Here is a 15549-nt window from a genome sequence, read left to right on the forward strand (position 1 = left end):
GTCGTCAGTCGGCGACGGCGGGCTGCTGCGCGACCATCGAGCCGGTCACGAGCTCGCGGAGCTCGGCGGGCAGCGGGATCGGTCGGCGGGCGCCCTCGCGGTCGATGATGACGTGCACGAACTCACCCGTGGCGAGCAGGGCGCCGTCGGACTGCCGGAACAGGCCGAACTCCCACGACAGGCTCGTGGTGCCGAGGTGCTTCGAGCGCATCCCGACCTCGATGACGTCCGGCCAGACGGCGGACTCGACGAACCGGCAGCTCGACGACACCAGCACGGCGATCCACTCCGACGAGAACGGGTCGAGCCCGGCGGCCTCGCGGAACCAGTACGTCGACGCGTTGTCCATCGCCGAGTAGTAGATCGTGTTGTTGACGTGCCCGAACATGTCGTTGTCGTTCCACCGGGTGGGGTAGGAGCGGCGGAACGGGTACTCGTCGATGGTCATCGGTCTCCGATCGGTGGTGCGGGTGTGGCGTGCACCGCGTCGGGCCGCAGGACGTACTCGAACGCCGCACGGGCCCGGTCGGGATCAGGGGTCTCACCGGAGATGAACTCGGCGTAGGTGAACGACTCGGAGATCCGGACGAGCAGCCGTGCGAGCTCCTCAGCCGACAACGGTGCCGGATCGAACGTACCGGACGACTCCTGCTGCTCGATGAGAGCGGTCACCCGGGCGACGAAGCGGCTCTGCACGTCACTGTCCGAGGTGGTGAGCAGACGCATCGCCCGAGCGGGTTCGCGCGTCAGGAACGCCCGGAAGTACGGGGCGTCGATCAGGTCGGCGGTGAACCGGTCGAGCACGACGACGAGCCTGGCAGCTCCGGTCGCCCCGATCTCGTCGGCGGCGTGGGTGGCTCCGTCGATGGTCGGGACTGCGAGGGACCACAGGATCTCGGACAGCAACCGGTCACGGTTGCCGACCCACCGGAACAGCGACGTGCGGTCGACGCCGAGTACGGCAGCCAACGCCCCCATGTCGATCCGTGACCCGGCGATGAAGGTGTGACGGGCCTCCCGGAAGGCGCGCAGCGCAGAGTCTGATGTGTACACGCGATCCTCTCTTGCAACGTTTTCGAGAATGATGCATCGTGGTTCCCATGTCAACGACGATGCCCGCGACGCCCTTGCTCGAATCGGACTTCTACGGCTTCCAGCAACAGCTCACCGAGCAGGAGCGCGCGTCGCTGGGGCAGCTCCGGCAGTACCTCGAGCGCGAGGTCGCGCCCATCGCCGACGAGTACTGGGCGCGTGCCGAGTTCCCGATGCAGGTGATCGCGCCGCTCGCCGAGCTCGGCATGTACGGGCCCGGCGTCCCGCTCGTGCGGCAGTTCGAGAACTCGGCCGTGTACCGCGGCTGGGCGGCCCTCGAACTCGGACGCGTGGACGCGAGCGTCGCCACCTTCATCGGCGTGCAGTCCGGCCTGGCGATGAACTCGATCGCGGTCGCCGGCAGCGACGAACAGCAGCGCGAGTGGCTCCCGCGGATGGCCACGGGTGAGATCGTCGGGGCGTTCGGGCTCACCGAACCGTACTCGGGCAGCGACTCCGCGAAGGGCCTGCGCACCACCGCCCGGCGCGAGGGCGACGAGTGGGTGCTCGACGGCGAGAAGCGCTGGATCGGCAACGCCACCTTCGCCGACGTCGTCGTGATCTGGGCGAAGGACGTCGCCGACGGTCAGGTCAAGGGCTTCCTCGTCACCACCGACACCGCGGGCTTCACCGCGACGAAGATCGAGGACAAGATCGCGCTGCGCGGCGTGCAGAACGCCGACATCGTCATGCAGGACGTCCGGGTGCCCGAGTCGCGTCGGCTGCAGAACGCGACGTCGTTCCGCTCGACCGCCGAGGTGCTCCGACTGACCCGCACCGAGGTCGCCTGGCAGGCCGTCGGCATCGCGGTCGGGGCGTACGAGGCCGCGCTGGCCTACGCCCGCGAGCGGATCCAGTTCGGCAAGCCGATCGCCGCCCACCAGCTCGTGCAGGACCTGCTCGTCAAGTCGCTGTCGAACATCACGGCCTCGATCGCACTGTGCACGCAGGCCTCGGCCATGCAGGACGCCGGGGTCGGTGGCGACGAGCACTCGGCGATGGCCAAGGCGTTCGCCACCGCGAAGATGCGGGAGACCGTCGCCTGGTGCCGCGAAGTGCAGGGCGGCAACGGCATCGTGCTCGACAAGGGCGTGGCCCGGTTCTTCGCCGACGCCGAGGCGATCTACTCGTACGAGGGCACGCGTGAGGTCAACACCCTGATCGTCGGACGGGCGATCACCGGGCAGGCCGCGTTCGTCTAGCGGCCCACCCGGCCCGCCCGGCTCGCCCCGGTTCGCCGGACGGGTGCGCTACCCGAGCAGCGCCGGCCGCTCCCACTCCTGGTCGAGCACGTGCTGCCCGAGGAACGCGAACACCGTCTCGTACCAGACCACGGCGTGCTGCGGGGCGAGCACCCAGTGGTTCTCGTCCGGGAAGTACAGGAACCGGTGCGGCATCGTGCCGTCCGGTGCCGCGTGGTGCTCCGCGAGTTCGGACCAGAGTCGCAGCCCCTCACCGATCGGCACCCGGTAGTCCTTGTCGCCGTGGATGACGAGCATCGGTGACGTGATGTCACCCACGAACCGGTGCGGGTCGTTCGCCGCGATCCCGTCGGCGTCGAAGATCGACGACCAGTACTGCGACGAGTCCGTCGTGCCGTTGAACTGGTCGAGCGCCCACAGGCTCGCGTGGGTGACGATCGCGCGGAACCGGTCGGTGTGCCCGGCGACCCAGTTCGCCATGTACCCGCCGAACGACCCGCCCATCGCGGCGGTGCGGGTCGCGTCGATGTCCGCCCGAGCCTCGGCCACGTCGGTGATCGCCATCAGGTCGGTGTACGGCGCCTGCCCCCAGGCGTTCCAGCCGCGGTTCACGAAGTCGAGTCCGTAACCGGTGGACAGCGCGGGGTCCGGCAGGAGCACGGCGTAGCCCCGGGCTGCGAGCAGCATCGGGTTCCAACGCCAGGACCACTGGTTCCACGAGTTGAGCGGTCCGCCGTGGATCCACAGGACGAGCGGGTGCGGCCCGTCGCCCTCGGGCACGACCAGCCAGCCGCGCACGCGGGCGCCGTCGGCCGCGGTCGTCTCGACCTCTTCCAGGTGGGCGGGCACGTCCGGCAGGGGCGCCGGAGCCGCCAACGGGGTCACCGTGCCGTCCGTCGCGATGCGCACCGGGTGCAGCGGGGCCGCCCAGGAGGCCCGGAGCGCCACGACCACGCCCGTCGCCGCCGCCACGCGCAGGCTCGAGTACGCCCAGTCGTCGTGCGTCAGCTGCTCGACGGCGCCGCCGTCGAGGGGGATGCGGAAGACCGGCGCGCGGCCGTCCTGGTCGGCGACCGCCAGGAGCGCGCGGTCGCCGTGTTCGAACACGAGCTCGCTCGGCCAGCGGTCCCAGTCGGTCGCGACGCGGCGGGCGTCGGAGCCGTCGATGCCGGCGACCCAGACCTCCTGCTGGTTCGCGCCGGCCGGGGTGGAGCGGACGGTGCGGACCCAGGCGATCGTCCGGCCGTCGTGGCTGAGCGCCGGCATCTCGTGGTCGACGTCGACGTCGTCGAACAGCACCGTGCGGTGGCCGCTGGACAGGTCGATGGTGACGAGCGTCGAGCGGTCCCCACGGGCCTCCCGGACGCCGACGGAGGCCAGCAGGACCGCACCGTCGGGCGTGAGCGCCCCGCCGACGTGGTCGAGCGAGCGGCCGGGGGCCGGTGTGCGGTCGACGGGCTGGACGGGCTCGGCGCTGGCGCCGACGGCGTCGCTGCCGGTGTCGCTGTCGGCCGTGTCGAGCGTCAGCACGTGCGTCTGGGCCGGCCCGAGGTCGTGGTCCCAGTACCGGACCGGGTAGGTCTCGTGCAGGATCGCGCGGACCTGCTTGTCCTTCCGGCTCTTCCGGAGCTCCGCGTCGGCCTCGAGCACGGTCGCGGGGTCGGAGCCGGCCCCCGGCAGCAGGTCGGCGGTCAGCGCCACGACGTCCGACGAGGCCGCGGTGGCCAGGACCCCACCGACGCCTCCGGCCAGGCGGGTGAGCGGACGGGCCTCGCCACCGTTCGCGGGCAGCACCCAGAGCTGGGCTGTCTCGAGGTCGGTGGCGTCGGCGTCGGGCCGGGCGGAGACGAAGAGCAGGTCGCCGGTGCGGGTGAAGGCGATGCCGCCCTCGCCCTTGGCGGAGCGCGTGAGGCGGGCCGGGCGTGCGGCGGGTGTGCCGGCGTCGTCCGTGTCCTCCGCCGGGGCTGCTGGTACCTGCCAGATCGACCGGCGGTACCCGGTGCCGTCCGGGTCGAGGGCGCTGACCGTCAGGGCGACGCGGGTGCCGTCGGGGCTGATGTCGATGCCGTCGACACGGGGGAGCGCGACGTACTGGTCGAGGTCGGAGAACGGGGTGCTCATGCGTGCACGCTCGCCAGGTCCTCGGCCCAGAAGGCGGCGACCTGCTCGGCGACCGCGGTGCCCTGGGCGTGGCCGGCCTCGGCCGACGGTGCCTGGGTGGCGAGCGAGAGCGAGTTCGTGCCGAAGGCCTGCTGGGAGGCGCTGTCCGCCACCACGACCTCGACCGACGAACCACCGGCGCGCAGGGCCTCGACGGCGACGTCGAGCCACGGCCCGCACGGGGACGGGCCCTCGGGGCCGCAGGCGATGACGAGCACGCGCTCGTACCCGGCGGCGGCGTCGGCGTTGGTGCCCGAGCGGACACCACCGTCGACGTACGGGCGGCCGTCGATGGTGACCGGGGTCCAGACGAAGGGCACCGAGCAGCTGGCCGCGACCGCACGGGGGAGCGGCACGCCGTCGGCTGCCGTCAGCAGGCGGAAGGTGCCGTCGGTGGCGTCGACCGCGGTGACGGCGAGCGGCTTCTCCGGCCACTCGGTGGACGGGAGCGTCTCGCCGAAGGTCGCTGTCCGCTCGTCGTCGCTCTGACCACCGACGACCTGCTGAGCGGCCTGACCGAGTCGAGCCCGGGCGTCCTGCTCGCCGGTCGCACCCTGCAGTGCTGCGCCGATGTGCTGCTGCACGGCCTCGACGTCGATGGGGGCCGGCTCTTCGTAGGTGGTCGGCGCCGGGGTGTGCTGCTGGTCGTAGGCCTGCTGGACGGCACCGTTCCGGACGAACGCGCCGACGACGCTGCCGGCGCTGGTGCCGACGACGAGGTCGGCGGCGTCGAGGTCGACGCCGGCTTCCTGCAGGGCGACGAGGACGCCGACTTCCCACGCGATGCCGGCGACACCTCCGCCACCGAGGACGAGGGCTCTGGATCCGGGAACGGGCGTGCTGACGTCGGTCATGGGTCCTGCTTACCAGCTGCGTGCGACGGGCCGGTGGAGGCCGATGGATCCTGTGGAGAACCCGCCTGTGGACAACTCCGTCCGCGTCGGTGGCGTGACCTAGCGTCGTGGTCATGGGGCAACAGCGTTCAGGACGGGTCGGCACGGTCGTGTGGCCGATCGTGGTGGCCGCTGCGCCCACCGCGGCGTTCCAGCTGCCGAACCTGTTCGTCACGCCGGCGGTCCGGCTGTCGCTCGTCGCGTTCGGGCTCGTCGTGCTCGTCGGCGCCGTGACCGTGCAGGTGGTCCGGACCCGGCGCAGCGACGCCGCTCGGTCGGTGGCCGAGGACAACGCCACCGCGGCGGAGCTCGAGCAGTCGACGGCGGTCCGGTACGCGTTCGGCCAGATCGCCACCCGGCTCGTCCGGTTCACCGAGCTGCCCCGGTCCGATCGCCACGGCGAGCTCTCGGTCGTCGCCGATCGCGTCGCCGTGGCCCTGGCGTTCTACCTGCTGCCGAAGGTGCCCGACGTCCGCGCGAACGTGTACCAGCTGTCCACCGATCTGCGTGCCCTCGAGCCGATCGGTCACGGCGGGGCCGGCGACACCGCCGGGGTCTTCCGAGCGGGCACGCCCTACGGCGACCGCAACCTCGAGTGGGTGCTGGTCGGGGGATCACCCCGGATCGTCGGTGACCGCTCGGCCGACGTGGACGTCGACCAGGACCTGCCGGGCTTCGAGCCGCGGTACACCTCGTACGTCTCGGTGGTGATCCGGTCCGACCAGTACTCGTTCGGCATGCTCACCGTCGACTCCCCGGTCCCCGACGCCTTCACCGAACTCGACGCCAAGAACATCGCGATGATGGCGTCGTTCATGGCCGTCGCGTTCTCGCTGACCTACTCGTTCCCCGAGCGCGACCGCAATCCAAGGAAAGGCCCGTGATGCTCACACGCTCTGTCGGACGCTCGACGTACGATGCCCCCATGACGACCGTGAACCCTGCTCCGCCGTCGTTCGGGCGTGCCCGGATCTCCTCGCCGAACTGGAACGACACCACCACCGACGCCGACTACGAAGACCTCGACGTCATCGCCGCCAACATCGAACGCGAGCGCGTTGCAGCCCGGCTCCGGGTCACCGCAGCCATCGCCGCGCGTCTGGGTCGCTGACCCCTCCCGCATCGTCCACGACGAACGGCTCCCACGCGTGCGTGGGAGCCGTTCGTTTTAGCCGGAGCCGGAGCCCGAGCCCGAGCCCGAGCCGGACCTGGTGTCGCAGCTACGGCGCCTCGGTCACGTCGATGAGCACCTTGCCGACCGTGTCCTGCTCGACCGCGTCGTGCGCCTGGGCGGTCTGCTCGAGCGCGAAGCGGGTGAGCGGGAGCCCGGCGTCCTCGCCGACCGGCAGCACACCGTCGTGCAGCGCCTCGGTGACGTCCTCGGCCGCCGCCGACAGCGCCTCGTCGCCGATCGTGTAGAGCAGCAGGAACTGGTAGCGGGCGTTCACGCTCATGTTCGGGCGGATCGGCAGGCTCGCCTCGTCGCCGCCGTTGTTCGCGTAGATCGACACGACACCGTGGTTCGCCAGCACGTCGACGACCAGTGCGGCGTTCTGCGGGATCGACACCTCGACGACGATGTCGACACCGTCCGGCGCGATCGCCCGGATGCGCTCGGCGGCGTCCTCCTCGCGGTAGTTCACGACGTGGTGGGCGCCGGCTGCCGTGGCAAGGGCTGCCTTCGCGTCCGAGCTGATCGTCGTGATGACGGTCGCTCCGGCCCAGCGGGCGAGCTGGATCGCGGCGTGCCCCACGGCACCGGCACCACCGGCGACGAGCACGGTGAAGCCGTCGAGGGCTCCGGGCCCCAGGCGTGCGGGGCCGTCCTCGTGGGTGGTGAGCGCTCGGTGCGCCGTCATCGCGGGGACGCCGAGCGAGGCGCCGACGTCGAACGAGACACCGTCGGGCAGCGGGACCACGCGTGACTCGGGCACGACCGTGTACTCCTGTGCCGTGCCGGTCGGCCGTGACGCCGCCGCCATGAACAGCCAGACGCGGTCACCGACGGTCAGCCCGTCGACTCCGGGGCCGACGGCGTCGACGACACCTGCGCCGTCCTGGTTCGGCGTGATCTCGGGGAACGGCAGTCCGTCGCCGTAGGTCCCGCCAGCGCGTGCCTTCCAGTCGGTCGGGTTGACGCCGGAGACGACGACGCGGACGCGGACCTCACCGGCCCCGGGCTCCGGGATCTCCCGCTCGACGAGTTCGAGGACGCTGCTGGCACCGGGCTTCGTGTAGACGATCGATCGCATGTCCCCAGGCAACCACTCGTCACCGTCGGGGATTCCGAGTGCGCCGGAGCGCAGGGCGCGCGGGGTGCTCAGCGCGCGTCGTACCCCTCGCGCGCCTCGGCGACGTCGGGCATGTGCGAGGTGGCCCAGTCCTCCAGGGGCACGAGCACCGTGCGCAGCGATCGCCCGAGGTCGGTCAGTTCGTACTCCACGTGCGGCGGGATCTCGGGGAACACCGTCCGCGTCACCATGCCGTCGCGCTCGAGGGCCCGCAGCGTCTGGGTGAGCATCTTCTGCGAGACCCCCTGCACGCGGGCCGCCACCGCCGAGTACCGTGCGGGACCGTCGGCGAGGGCGCCGATCGTCAGCACGCTCCACCGGTCGCCGATGCGGTCGAGCAGCTGCCGGCTGGGGCAGTCCGCCGCGTAGGGGCTGTACTCGAGTGCTGACATGGTGTCCTCCGTCACGCACCGCCAGGTGCCTACTTACTCAAAGAGAGTAACTCTTGTACGGTGACTGTCAACGTCACCGACGCCCAGCACGTCCACGAAGGGAACACCATGACCAACATCGTCGTCTTCGGAGGCACCGGCTACGCCGGCTCCGCCATCACCCACGAGGCACTCTCCCGCGGCATCACCGTCACCACGGTCGCCCGCGACACGAGCAAGCTCGAGCCGGCCGAGGGCCTCACCCTGGCGCAGGGTGACGCGTTCGACGCCGACTTCGTGTCCGAGGTCACCAAGGGTGCCGACGTCGTCATCGTCTCGCTCCACGCCGTGCAGGCCGACGGCAGCGAGCTGAAGGACAAGTTCCAGCACTTCGTCGAAGCCGCCGCTGCAGCCGGTGCGCGGCTCGGCATCGTCGGCGGTGCCGGCTCGATGCGCGTGTCCGAGGACGGCCCCCGCCTCTTCGACACCGACGGCTTCCCGGACGCCTTCAAGGGCGAGGCGAAGAGCCACGCGCAGATCCTCGACGCCCTCCGTGCGTCGGACACCGAGGTCGACTGGTTCTACGTGAGCCCCGCCGCGGCCTTCGGCGGCTACAACCCGGGCGAGCGTCGCGGCACCTACCGCGCCTCGGACGAGGTCCTGCTCGCCGACGCCGAGGGCAACTCGGACATCTCCGGCGCCGACTACGCCATCGCGTTCGTCGACGAGATCGTCACTCCGGCGCACCACCAGACGCGTTTCGGCGTCGCCTACTGAGGCGCTGCCCCTCGCAAGACACCGGTGTTCACGCAACACACCGCGGGATCCCGCGGCGTCGAGCGTGAACACCGGTGTCTTGCGTAACGCCCGGCGCGACCGACGGGCGGACGGGAGGCACGGGGCGGGGCCGTCACGGGCCTCCAGGCCGGCGGGCGGTCACCGCCAGGGCCCGCGTCAGTGCGCGACGATCGCCGGCACCGGTAGGTGGTGGCGCATCCGAACCGCCAGGTGCAGGCCGCCCCGGCGGGCGAGCACGAGCGCGATCACGGCGGCGGCCGCAGCAGGCACGCCTCCGGCGACCATCATCCCCACGTGCGCACCGAAGCGGTCGACGATCTGGCCCATCAGCGGCCCGCCGATCGCCTGCCCACCGAGCAGCACGAGGACGTAGAGCGACATCACCCGCCCGCGGATCGCCACGTTCGACGACAGCTGCACGAGCGAGTTCGACGCGGTCTGGAACAGCAGCTGCGACATCCCGACAGCAACCAGCGCGACGGTGAACGGTGCGATCGCCGGGATCGACCCCGAGACGACGAGCAGCACGCCCGTCCAGAACACCCCGCCGACGATGGTGCGGAGTCGGACGACGGCCCTGCGGGTGGAGAGCAGCGCACCGACCAGGGCACCGATCGCCACGGCGGAGTTGAACACCCCGTAGCCGCCGGCGCCGACGTCGTACACCTGTGACGCGAAGGCGGACAACAGCACGGGCATCGTCAGCGCGAACACCGAGAAGAACGCGACGAGGATCACCGGCACGATGATCGTCGGCTTGTGCACGGCGTAACGCAGGCCCTCCACGAGCTGCCCCTTGCCGCGGGGCGCCGGGGGTGTGCGGTGCAGTTCGGAGACCTTCAGGAACCCGAGCGTCACGACGACGGCGACGCAGGCGATCGCGTTCACGCCGAACGACCACCCCGCGCCGACCGCGACGAGCAGGGCCCCGGACAGCGCCGGACCGATCATGCCGCCGAGCTGGAACACCGACGAGTTCACGCTGATGGCGTTCCGCAGGTGCTTGTGCCCGACGATCTCGGTGACGAACACCTGCCGTGCCGGGTTGTCGATCACGGTGACCATGCCGACCAGGAACGCGATCACCCAGATGTGCCACGCCTCGACGACGCCGGCGAGCGTCAGGACGGCGAGCAGCGCGGACAGCACCGCGAAGGCGCCCTGCGTGATCATCATGAGCGCGCGCTTCGAGAACCGGTCGACCAGGACGCCGCCGAGCAGCCCGAACAGCAGCATCGGCGCGAACTGGCAGGCGACCGTGATGCCGACCTGCGCGACCGACCCGGTCAGCTGCAGCACGAGCCAGTCCTGCGCGATGCGCTGCATCCAGCCGGCGGTCATCGCCACCAGGTTGGTCGCCGTGAACAGCCGGAAGTTCGGCACGGAAAGGGCGATGAGCGTGTGGCGCCACGGTGGTCGCGTGGCCTGGATCGGGAGCGGTTCGGTGGGCGGGGGGAGGGTCGTCGGTGACGCGCTCACGGTGCGGGGTTCTCCGGACGTCGGTGTGGATCTGGTACCCCAACGAAACTACGTGGCGCCGGCCCATTCGATACCCCTATGGTGGCTATCACTCCATTGCGATGTCGAATGAGGTCGCACCGACGGAAGGCGCGACGTGCTCGATCCGGTCCTGTTGCAGACGTTCCTGGCCGTGGCGGAGACCGGCAGCTTCACGCAGGCCGGCACCCGGCTCGGCATCAGCCAGCCGACGGTGTCGCAGCACGTCCGGCGCCTGGAGACCGCGGTGGCGCGCACCCTCGTCGCACGGGACACCCGCGGCGTCGCCCTGACCGACAACGGGGACGCGATGGCCGGGTTCGCACGGACGATCCTCGCCGCGCACGCCACCGCCGATGCCTACTTCTCCGGCGCGGCCACCCGCGGGCGGCTGCGGTTCGGGGCGGCGGACGACCTCGCCATCACCCAGCTGCCGCGGATCCTGCGGGACTTCCGACGGCTGCACCCGCAGGTGAACCTCGAGCTCACGGTGAACCAGTCGTCACCGCTGCTCCGCCGGGTGCACGCCGGCCAGCTCGACCTGGTGTTCATCAAGCAGACGGCGGGGGAGTCCGCCGAGGGCACCCGGGTCGCCACCGACCAGATGGTGTGGATGGCGCAGGACGGCATCGCCCTGGAACCCGGCGAACCCGTCCCGCTCATCGCGTACCAGGCGCCGAGCATCAGCCGGCAGATGGCGATCGACGCCCTCGAGGCCGCCGGCCGCACCTGGCGGATCACCTGCAACACCCGCGACGTCAACGGGGTGCTCGCCGCGGTGCGCGCGGGCATCGGCGTCGCGGTGTTCCCGCACTCGCTGATCCCGGCCGACCTGGTGAAGGTGTCGCAGCGGCTCGGGCTGCCGGACCTGCCGGCGGTGGACTACGTCCTCATCGCGAACCCGACGGTGCAGCGGGAGCCGATCGACGCGCTGACGAACGCGATCCTGTCCCGCGGGGTCGTCCGCGCCGTCTGAGCGCTCGCGTCGACGGCGAGACGCCGGCGTCTTCGGGCTGGTGTCCGCAGCAAGACGCCGGCGTGTTGTCTCGACACCGCCGAGCCGTCGAGACGCCGCGACTTTCGGAGGCGTCTCGACGTCGATGCGGCGTCCTGCCGAGACGACGGCGTCCGAGCGCTCGCGGAGCTACGGGGCGAGCGTCGGGGTCGTGCCGGTGCCGGTGACGTCCGGCAGCGTCACGCCCGCGAGCGGCAGCAGCGCCGCCGCGACCGCCCACAGCAGCACGACCGTACCGACGCCACCGAGTACGGCGCCGAGCAGCGCGACCGGCCGCTGCCACGTGGCCGTCCGGTCGCGAAGCGTCACGATCGAGAGCACCAGCGCGAGCAGCCCGAGCACCACGCCGACGCCGTGCACGGTCGCGGGCGCGGTGAACCACCAGGCCGCCAGACCGATCGTCGCGATCCCGGCGACGGCACCGAGCACCGCACCGGCGGTCGCGCCGAGCGCACGGCGTGGCTCCGGAACGGCGCCTGCGGTCACGGGCTGGTCGAGCAGTTCGGTCGGGAGGCCCGCCTCGCCCCCGCCAGCACCCTGCGGCACCGGGGTGGGTGCGACCAGGGCCGTGGTCGCCCGGGCTTTCGGGGTCGCGACGGCGGTGCCGCCGAGAGCGGCGGTGGTCGGCGCCGCGTGCAGCACGGCGTCGAACGACCCCGCGGCTGCGGGTGTGGGTGCTGGTGCTGGTGCGGCCGACCGTGCGGCGGCCTGCTGGTGGGCGAAGCGTCGGGGCGTCCGGTAGCCGATCGGGCCGACGGGCTCGGGTTCGGTGCCCTCGACGACCACGTGTTCGAGGCCGGGCACCGAGAACCGGGGCTGTCCGGCGACGGGCACCGCGGGTGCGGCGGTCGGCGGTGCCGGGGAGGCCTCCGGCGAGGGGGTGGTGAGGGGGGCGACGAGCGGTGTCGCGTCCGCCGAGGCGGGTGCGGCGGCGACCGGGGAGACCGGCACCACGAGCCCGGAGGCGGGGACGACCGACGACGGCGGCACCGCGGGGGTCTCGAACGGCACGGTGTGCACGTTCGGCGACGTCGGGGCCGGGGGCAGCAGTTCCTGCTGCGGCGGGAAGTCGGGCACGGGGGCGTCGGCCTCGACCAGTGCGGCGATCGACGCGGGCTCGGACGTCGGTGCGTGCGCGGCCGGCGCATGCGCGGCGGGTGCCTGCTCAGCCGCGGCGTTTCCCGCCGGGGCGACCGTGGTCGGTGGGACCGGCGCCGCGTGGGCCGCGCGTGACGAGGCGGGGGTGGGGCGGGCCTCCCGGCCGGAGGCGTTCACGTGACCGGCGGCGGCGACCCGCTCGGGCGCGACCTCGTCGACGGGCGGCGCGGTCACCCAGGCCGGGACGGGCCGACGGGGCCGGTCCGATTCGGGCATGCGATGCGCTGCCACTGCGGCGCTCCTTCCGTCGACTGATCCATGCTCAGTTGTAGCGGCAACCGCTGTGTGGATCGCAGCCCCAGTTCGGGGTCGCCGCCGACCGAGGACGACATCGCCGACATGACGACGATCTTCGACCGGGCCTGAGCGGGCTTTCGCGCCCGGTTGTTTCGCGCTGAGCGACAGGTCACGGGCTGCGGAGCCCGTGAGGTGTCGCTCAGCGCGAAACTGCGTCGGGGGCGCGTCGCTAGCGCGTCGCGGCGGCCAGGGCGTCGCGCAGCTCGGCGGCGGTCATCCGCGGGCCGTAGCCGGGGGTGTCCCGCTGGATGCGCCAGCCCTCGGCGAGCGGCCCTGCGTCGACGACGTCGAAGCCGAACGCGTCGATGAGCTCGGCGACGGTCTGCTTGGCGGAGTCGTCGTCGCCGGCGATGACCAGGGCACGACGATCAGGGGTGCCGGCGGGCGTCGCGTGGCCGGTCAGGTCGTCGGCGCCGATGTGGTTGAACGCCTTCACGACACGGGCGCCGGGCAGGTGGTCCTGCAGCATCTCGGCGGTGGTCGTGGACTGGTCGTCGAGGGCGGCGATGTGGCCGTCGCGCTCCCAGTAGTAGTTGTTGGTGTCGATGACGACCTTGCCGACGAGGGGCTCGACGGGGATCGTCTCGATCGCGGCGAGCGGCACCGTCACGACGACGATCTCGCCCGCTGCGGCTGCCTCGTCGCGGGTCGCTGCGCGTGCGCCGTCGCCGAGTTCCGTGACCAGGTCGGTCAGGGTCTCCGGGCCGCGGGAGTTCGCGATGACGACCTGGTGGCCGTTCCGTACCGCGAGTCGAGCGAGCTGGGATCCGATGTTGCCGGCGCCGATGATTCCGATGGTTGTCATGGTGTCCCTGCAACGCTGCCCGCCGTCGTGCATTCCCCGGGGGGCGCGAACGCCCCGCCGGGAGCATGATGGCGGCATGGACCCCGAGTTCCGCGACGAGACCGACCAGGACCGCTACGCGATGTACGTCGGCGGCGAGCTCGTGAGCGTGCTCGACTACCGGGTGAACGGTGACGCGGTGGCGTTCCCGCACACGTACACGGTCCCGAAGCACCGCGGCCACGGGTACGCGGCGCAGCTCGTCGAGTACGCCGTCGCCGACGTCGAGTCGTCGACCACGAAGCGCATCGTCCCGATGTGCTGGTTCGTCGGCAAGTGGTTCGACGAACACCCCGAGAAAGCCGACCTGCTCAGCCGCAGCGCCGCGGACTGAGCACCGAACGAAGGGGCTCCCGTGCCCACCATCACCCCGTTCCTCTGGTACGACGACCAGGCCGAACAGGCGGCCGAGTACTACGTCGCACTGTTCCCCGACAGCCGCGTCGACAGCGTCAGCCGGATGCCCGACGGTCGTGCCCTCGTCGTGGAGTTCACGTTGCTCGGCGCCCCGTACCGCGCGATGAACGGCGGCCCCGGGCACCCGCACACCGACGCGGTCTCGTTCCAGATCGACGTGGACACGCAGGACGAGCTCGACCGGCTGTGGGACGCCCTGCTCGCCGACGGCGGGAGCCCGACGGCGTGCGGCTGGTTGACCGACCGCTGGGGTCTGGCGTGGCAGGTGACCCCGTCGATGCTGGGGGAGTTGATGAGCGGATCGGGTGATCCGGAGGCGAATGCCCGCGTGTTCGAGGCCATGATGCAGATGGTCAAGCTGGACATCCCCGCACTGCAGGCTGCCGCGGCCGGTCGCTGACCCCACTCTCCGCGGACCCGCCGGTAGTGTGACCGGACGAGAAGACCGCCGGCCGGCGCCGGCACAGACAGGCTGGAGCCACCATGGACCACCCGAGTTCGAGGGTCCGCAACAGCGACATCAGCCGGGCGTACACGGAGCTCGCCCGCATCACCCGTCGGGCGAGCATCCGTGCCCGCGGCTCGGACCAGGTGTTGAGCGTCGTCGACCAGTCCCTCGTCGACTTCGTCGTCCAGCACCCGGGCTGCATGGCCATCGACATCGCGCGCTACCTGCGCCTGAACCGTTCGACGATCTCGCGGCAGCTGTCCGGGCTCCTCGCGACCGGACTGGTACGGACGACGGACGGCGGCAGCGGCAACGCGAAGCCGCTCGAAGCGACCGACGCCGGCCGCGCCGCGCTCGAGCGGTCGGTGCAGCTGCACCGGGACGCGCTCGACGAGCGGCTCGCCGACTGGTCGGACGACGACATCGCACTGCTCGCCGGGCTGCTGGAGCGCCTCGGTGCCTCGGACGAGGCCGGGCTCCCGATGCCGGCACCCACCGAGTCGTGACGACGTCGTTCGTCCTGCTGTCCGACACGCACCTGCCGAAGCGCGCGAAGGACCTGCCGCCCGGACTGTGGGCCGACGTCGACGCGGCGGACCTCGTGGTGCACGCGGGGGACTGGGTCGACCTCGCCACCCTCGACGCCGTGCAGGCGCGGTCCCGCCGGTTCGCGGGCGTGCGGGGCAACAACGACGGTCCGGAGTTCGACGACCGGCTGCCGCTCGTCGCCCGGTTCGGTGTCGAGGACCTGCGATTCGCCCTGGTGCACGAGACCGGGGCGTCGACCGGTCGGGAGCGCCGGATGGACGCCGAGTACCCGGACACCGACGTGCTCGTCTTCGGCCACTCGCACATCCCGTGGGACACCGTGGCGCCGTCGGGGATGCGCCTGCTGAACCCCGGTTCGCCGACCGACCGCCGTCGCCAGCCCGACCACACGTGGATGCGCGGCACGGTCAGCGGCGCCGAGCTCTCCGTCGAACTGGTGCGGCTGCCGCCGGTCGCCGGCTAGCCCCGGTCGCGTGCCTGCGTCGGCGCGCCCCGTTCCTGAAAGCGACAGATCCCT

Annotated in this window: 18 protein-coding genes; 9 read left to right on the forward strand and 9 right to left on the reverse strand. The window is 71.9% G+C overall.

The window, feature by feature from the left end; translation table 11 throughout:
- Positions 1 to 4: 4 nt before the first annotated feature.
- The gene (locus DEJ11_RS06905) at positions 5 to 448 is read right to left on the reverse strand and encodes an acyl-CoA thioesterase (protein ID WP_111039501.1); all 444 of its coding nucleotides are present in this window, start codon (positions 446 to 448) and stop codon (positions 5 to 7) included.
- Entirely contained in the window at positions 445 to 1053 is a 609-nt protein-coding gene (locus DEJ11_RS06910; protein ID WP_111104656.1) for a QsdR family transcriptional regulator, read from the reverse strand. Before DEJ11_RS06910 ends, DEJ11_RS06905 begins: the two co-directional genes overlap by 4 nt.
- 59 nt (positions 1054 to 1112) lie before the next feature.
- Between DEJ11_RS06910 and DEJ11_RS06915 the strand changes: the two genes are divergently transcribed.
- The gene (locus tag DEJ11_RS06915; protein WP_111104658.1) at positions 1113 to 2294 is read left to right on the forward strand and encodes an acyl-CoA dehydrogenase family protein; all 1182 of its coding nucleotides are present in this window, start codon (positions 1113 to 1115) and stop codon (positions 2292 to 2294) included.
- 48 nt (positions 2295 to 2342) lie between these two features.
- On the opposite strand, the gene DEJ11_RS06920 is transcribed toward DEJ11_RS06915, so the two are convergent.
- Both DEJ11_RS06920 and DEJ11_RS06925 read right to left on the reverse strand, forming a co-directional pair.
- Complete coding sequence (locus DEJ11_RS06920) at positions 2343 to 4415, reverse strand: S9 family peptidase (protein WP_111104660.1); 2073 nt, start codon at positions 4413 to 4415, stop codon at positions 2343 to 2345.
- The gene (locus DEJ11_RS06925; RefSeq protein WP_111104663.1) at positions 4412 to 5308 is read right to left on the reverse strand and encodes a patatin-like phospholipase family protein; all 897 of its coding nucleotides are present in this window, start codon (positions 5306 to 5308) and stop codon (positions 4412 to 4414) included. Before DEJ11_RS06925 ends, DEJ11_RS06920 begins: the two co-directional genes overlap by 4 nt.
- Positions 5309 to 5421: 113 nt before the next feature.
- Between DEJ11_RS06925 and DEJ11_RS06930 the strand changes: the two genes are divergently transcribed.
- The gene (locus DEJ11_RS06930; RefSeq protein WP_111236062.1) at positions 5422 to 6231 is read left to right on the forward strand and encodes a GAF domain-containing protein; all 810 of its coding nucleotides are present in this window, start codon (positions 5422 to 5424) and stop codon (positions 6229 to 6231) included.
- A gap of 41 nt (positions 6232 to 6272) precedes the next feature.
- Positions 6273 to 6458 carry a hypothetical protein gene (locus tag DEJ11_RS06935; RefSeq protein WP_027465208.1) on the forward strand — a complete coding sequence of 62 codons (186 nt, stop codon included), beginning with the start codon at positions 6273 to 6275 and terminating at the stop codon, positions 6456 to 6458.
- A gap of 109 nt (positions 6459 to 6567) precedes the next feature.
- On the opposite strand, the gene DEJ11_RS06940 is transcribed toward DEJ11_RS06935, so the two are convergent.
- Both DEJ11_RS06940 and DEJ11_RS06945 read right to left on the reverse strand, forming a co-directional pair.
- On the reverse strand, positions 6568 to 7599 hold the full coding sequence (locus DEJ11_RS06940) for an NADPH:quinone reductase (protein WP_111104665.1): 1032 nt from the start codon (positions 7597 to 7599) through the stop codon (positions 6568 to 6570).
- A 68-nt stretch (positions 7600 to 7667) separates the two neighbouring features.
- Positions 7668 to 8030, reverse strand: coding sequence for a winged helix-turn-helix transcriptional regulator (locus DEJ11_RS06945; RefSeq protein WP_071405387.1), 363 nt, complete (start codon positions 8028 to 8030; stop codon positions 7668 to 7670).
- 108 nt (positions 8031 to 8138) lie between these two features.
- Here DEJ11_RS06945 and DEJ11_RS06950 point away from each other — a divergent pair, with 108 nt between their 5' ends.
- Positions 8139 to 8786: an NAD(P)-dependent oxidoreductase gene (locus DEJ11_RS06950; RefSeq protein WP_111104698.1), complete on the forward strand. Its 648-nt coding sequence runs from the start codon at positions 8139 to 8141 to the stop codon at positions 8784 to 8786.
- Between the two features lie 177 nt (positions 8787 to 8963).
- On the opposite strand, the gene DEJ11_RS06955 is transcribed toward DEJ11_RS06950, so the two are convergent.
- Positions 8964 to 10286 carry an MFS transporter gene (locus DEJ11_RS06955; RefSeq protein ID WP_110865086.1) on the reverse strand — a complete coding sequence of 441 codons (1323 nt, stop codon included), beginning with the start codon at positions 10284 to 10286 and terminating at the stop codon, positions 8964 to 8966.
- Positions 10287 to 10422: 136 nt separating this feature from the next.
- Here DEJ11_RS06955 and DEJ11_RS06960 point away from each other — a divergent pair, with 136 nt between their 5' ends.
- Complete coding sequence (locus DEJ11_RS06960; RefSeq protein WP_017886578.1) at positions 10423 to 11280, forward strand: LysR substrate-binding domain-containing protein; 858 nt, start codon at positions 10423 to 10425, stop codon at positions 11278 to 11280.
- A 168-nt stretch (positions 11281 to 11448) separates the two neighbouring features.
- Here the strand turns inward: DEJ11_RS06960 and DEJ11_RS06965 are convergent, their stop codons facing one another.
- Entirely contained in the window at positions 11449 to 12708 is a 1260-nt protein-coding gene (locus tag DEJ11_RS06965; protein ID WP_146250097.1) for a hypothetical protein, read from the reverse strand.
- A 235-nt stretch (positions 12709 to 12943) separates the two neighbouring features.
- Positions 12944 to 13579 (reverse strand): NADPH-dependent F420 reductase, encoded by a 636-nt coding sequence (locus DEJ11_RS06970; protein WP_071405392.1) that lies wholly within the window; start codon positions 13577 to 13579, stop codon positions 12944 to 12946.
- 76 nt (positions 13580 to 13655) lie between these two features.
- On the opposite strand from DEJ11_RS06970, the gene DEJ11_RS06975 reads away from it, so the two are divergent.
- The 4 genes from DEJ11_RS06975 (at position 13656) to DEJ11_RS06990 (ending at position 15495) form a co-directional block, all read left to right on the forward strand.
- Positions 13656 to 13952, forward strand: a complete 297-nt coding sequence (locus DEJ11_RS06975) for a GNAT family N-acetyltransferase (protein WP_111023751.1) — start codon at positions 13656 to 13658, stop codon at positions 13950 to 13952.
- A 21-nt stretch (positions 13953 to 13973) separates the two neighbouring features.
- Positions 13974 to 14435, forward strand: coding sequence for a VOC family protein (locus tag DEJ11_RS06980; RefSeq protein ID WP_111104671.1), 462 nt, complete (start codon positions 13974 to 13976; stop codon positions 14433 to 14435).
- A gap of 83 nt (positions 14436 to 14518) precedes the next feature.
- Entirely contained in the window at positions 14519 to 14989 is a 471-nt protein-coding gene (locus DEJ11_RS06985) for a MarR family winged helix-turn-helix transcriptional regulator (protein WP_051596672.1), read from the forward strand.
- The gene (locus DEJ11_RS06990) at positions 14986 to 15495 is read left to right on the forward strand and encodes a metallophosphoesterase family protein (RefSeq protein ID WP_111104674.1); all 510 of its coding nucleotides are present in this window, start codon (positions 14986 to 14988) and stop codon (positions 15493 to 15495) included. Before DEJ11_RS06985 ends, DEJ11_RS06990 begins: the two co-directional genes overlap by 4 nt.
- The last annotated feature ends 54 nt before the right edge of the window (positions 15496 to 15549 follow it).

The sequence above is a fragment of the Curtobacterium sp. MCLR17_058 genome (assembly GCF_003234705.2).
GTDB classification, from domain to species: Bacteria; Actinomycetota; Actinomycetes; order Actinomycetales; family Microbacteriaceae; genus Curtobacterium; species Curtobacterium flaccumfaciens.

Coding starts and splice junctions, on each gene's coding strand:
- DEJ11_RS06945 (WP_071405387.1), bottom strand. CDS start 8,030: ATGTCAGCACTCGAGTACAGCCCCTACGCGGCGGACTGCCCCAGCCGG.
- DEJ11_RS06935 (WP_027465208.1), top strand. CDS start 6,273: ATGACGACCGTGAACCCTGCTCCGCCGTCGTTCGGGCGTGCCCGGATC.
- DEJ11_RS06940 (WP_111104665.1), bottom strand. CDS start 7,599: ATGCGATCGATCGTCTACACGAAGCCCGGTGCCAGCAGCGTCCTCGAA.
- DEJ11_RS06950 (WP_111104698.1), top strand. CDS start 8,139: ATGACCAACATCGTCGTCTTCGGAGGCACCGGCTACGCCGGCTCCGCC.
- DEJ11_RS06925 (WP_111104663.1), bottom strand. CDS start 5,308: ATGACCGACGTCAGCACGCCCGTTCCCGGATCCAGAGCCCTCGTCCTC.
- DEJ11_RS06905 (WP_111039501.1), bottom strand. CDS start 448: ATGACCATCGACGAGTACCCGTTCCGCCGCTCCTACCCCACCCGGTGG.
- DEJ11_RS06975 (WP_111023751.1), top strand. CDS start 13,656: ATGGACCCCGAGTTCCGCGACGAGACCGACCAGGACCGCTACGCGATG.
- DEJ11_RS06915 (WP_111104658.1), top strand. CDS start 1,113: ATGCCCGCGACGCCCTTGCTCGAATCGGACTTCTACGGCTTCCAGCAA.
- DEJ11_RS06920 (WP_111104660.1), bottom strand. CDS start 4,415: ATGAGCACCCCGTTCTCCGACCTCGACCAGTACGTCGCGCTCCCCCGT.
- DEJ11_RS06985 (WP_051596672.1), top strand. CDS start 14,519: ATGGACCACCCGAGTTCGAGGGTCCGCAACAGCGACATCAGCCGGGCG.
- DEJ11_RS06930 (WP_111236062.1), top strand. CDS start 5,422: ATGGGGCAACAGCGTTCAGGACGGGTCGGCACGGTCGTGTGGCCGATC.
- DEJ11_RS06970 (WP_071405392.1), bottom strand. CDS start 13,579: ATGACAACCATCGGAATCATCGGCGCCGGCAACATCGGATCCCAGCTC.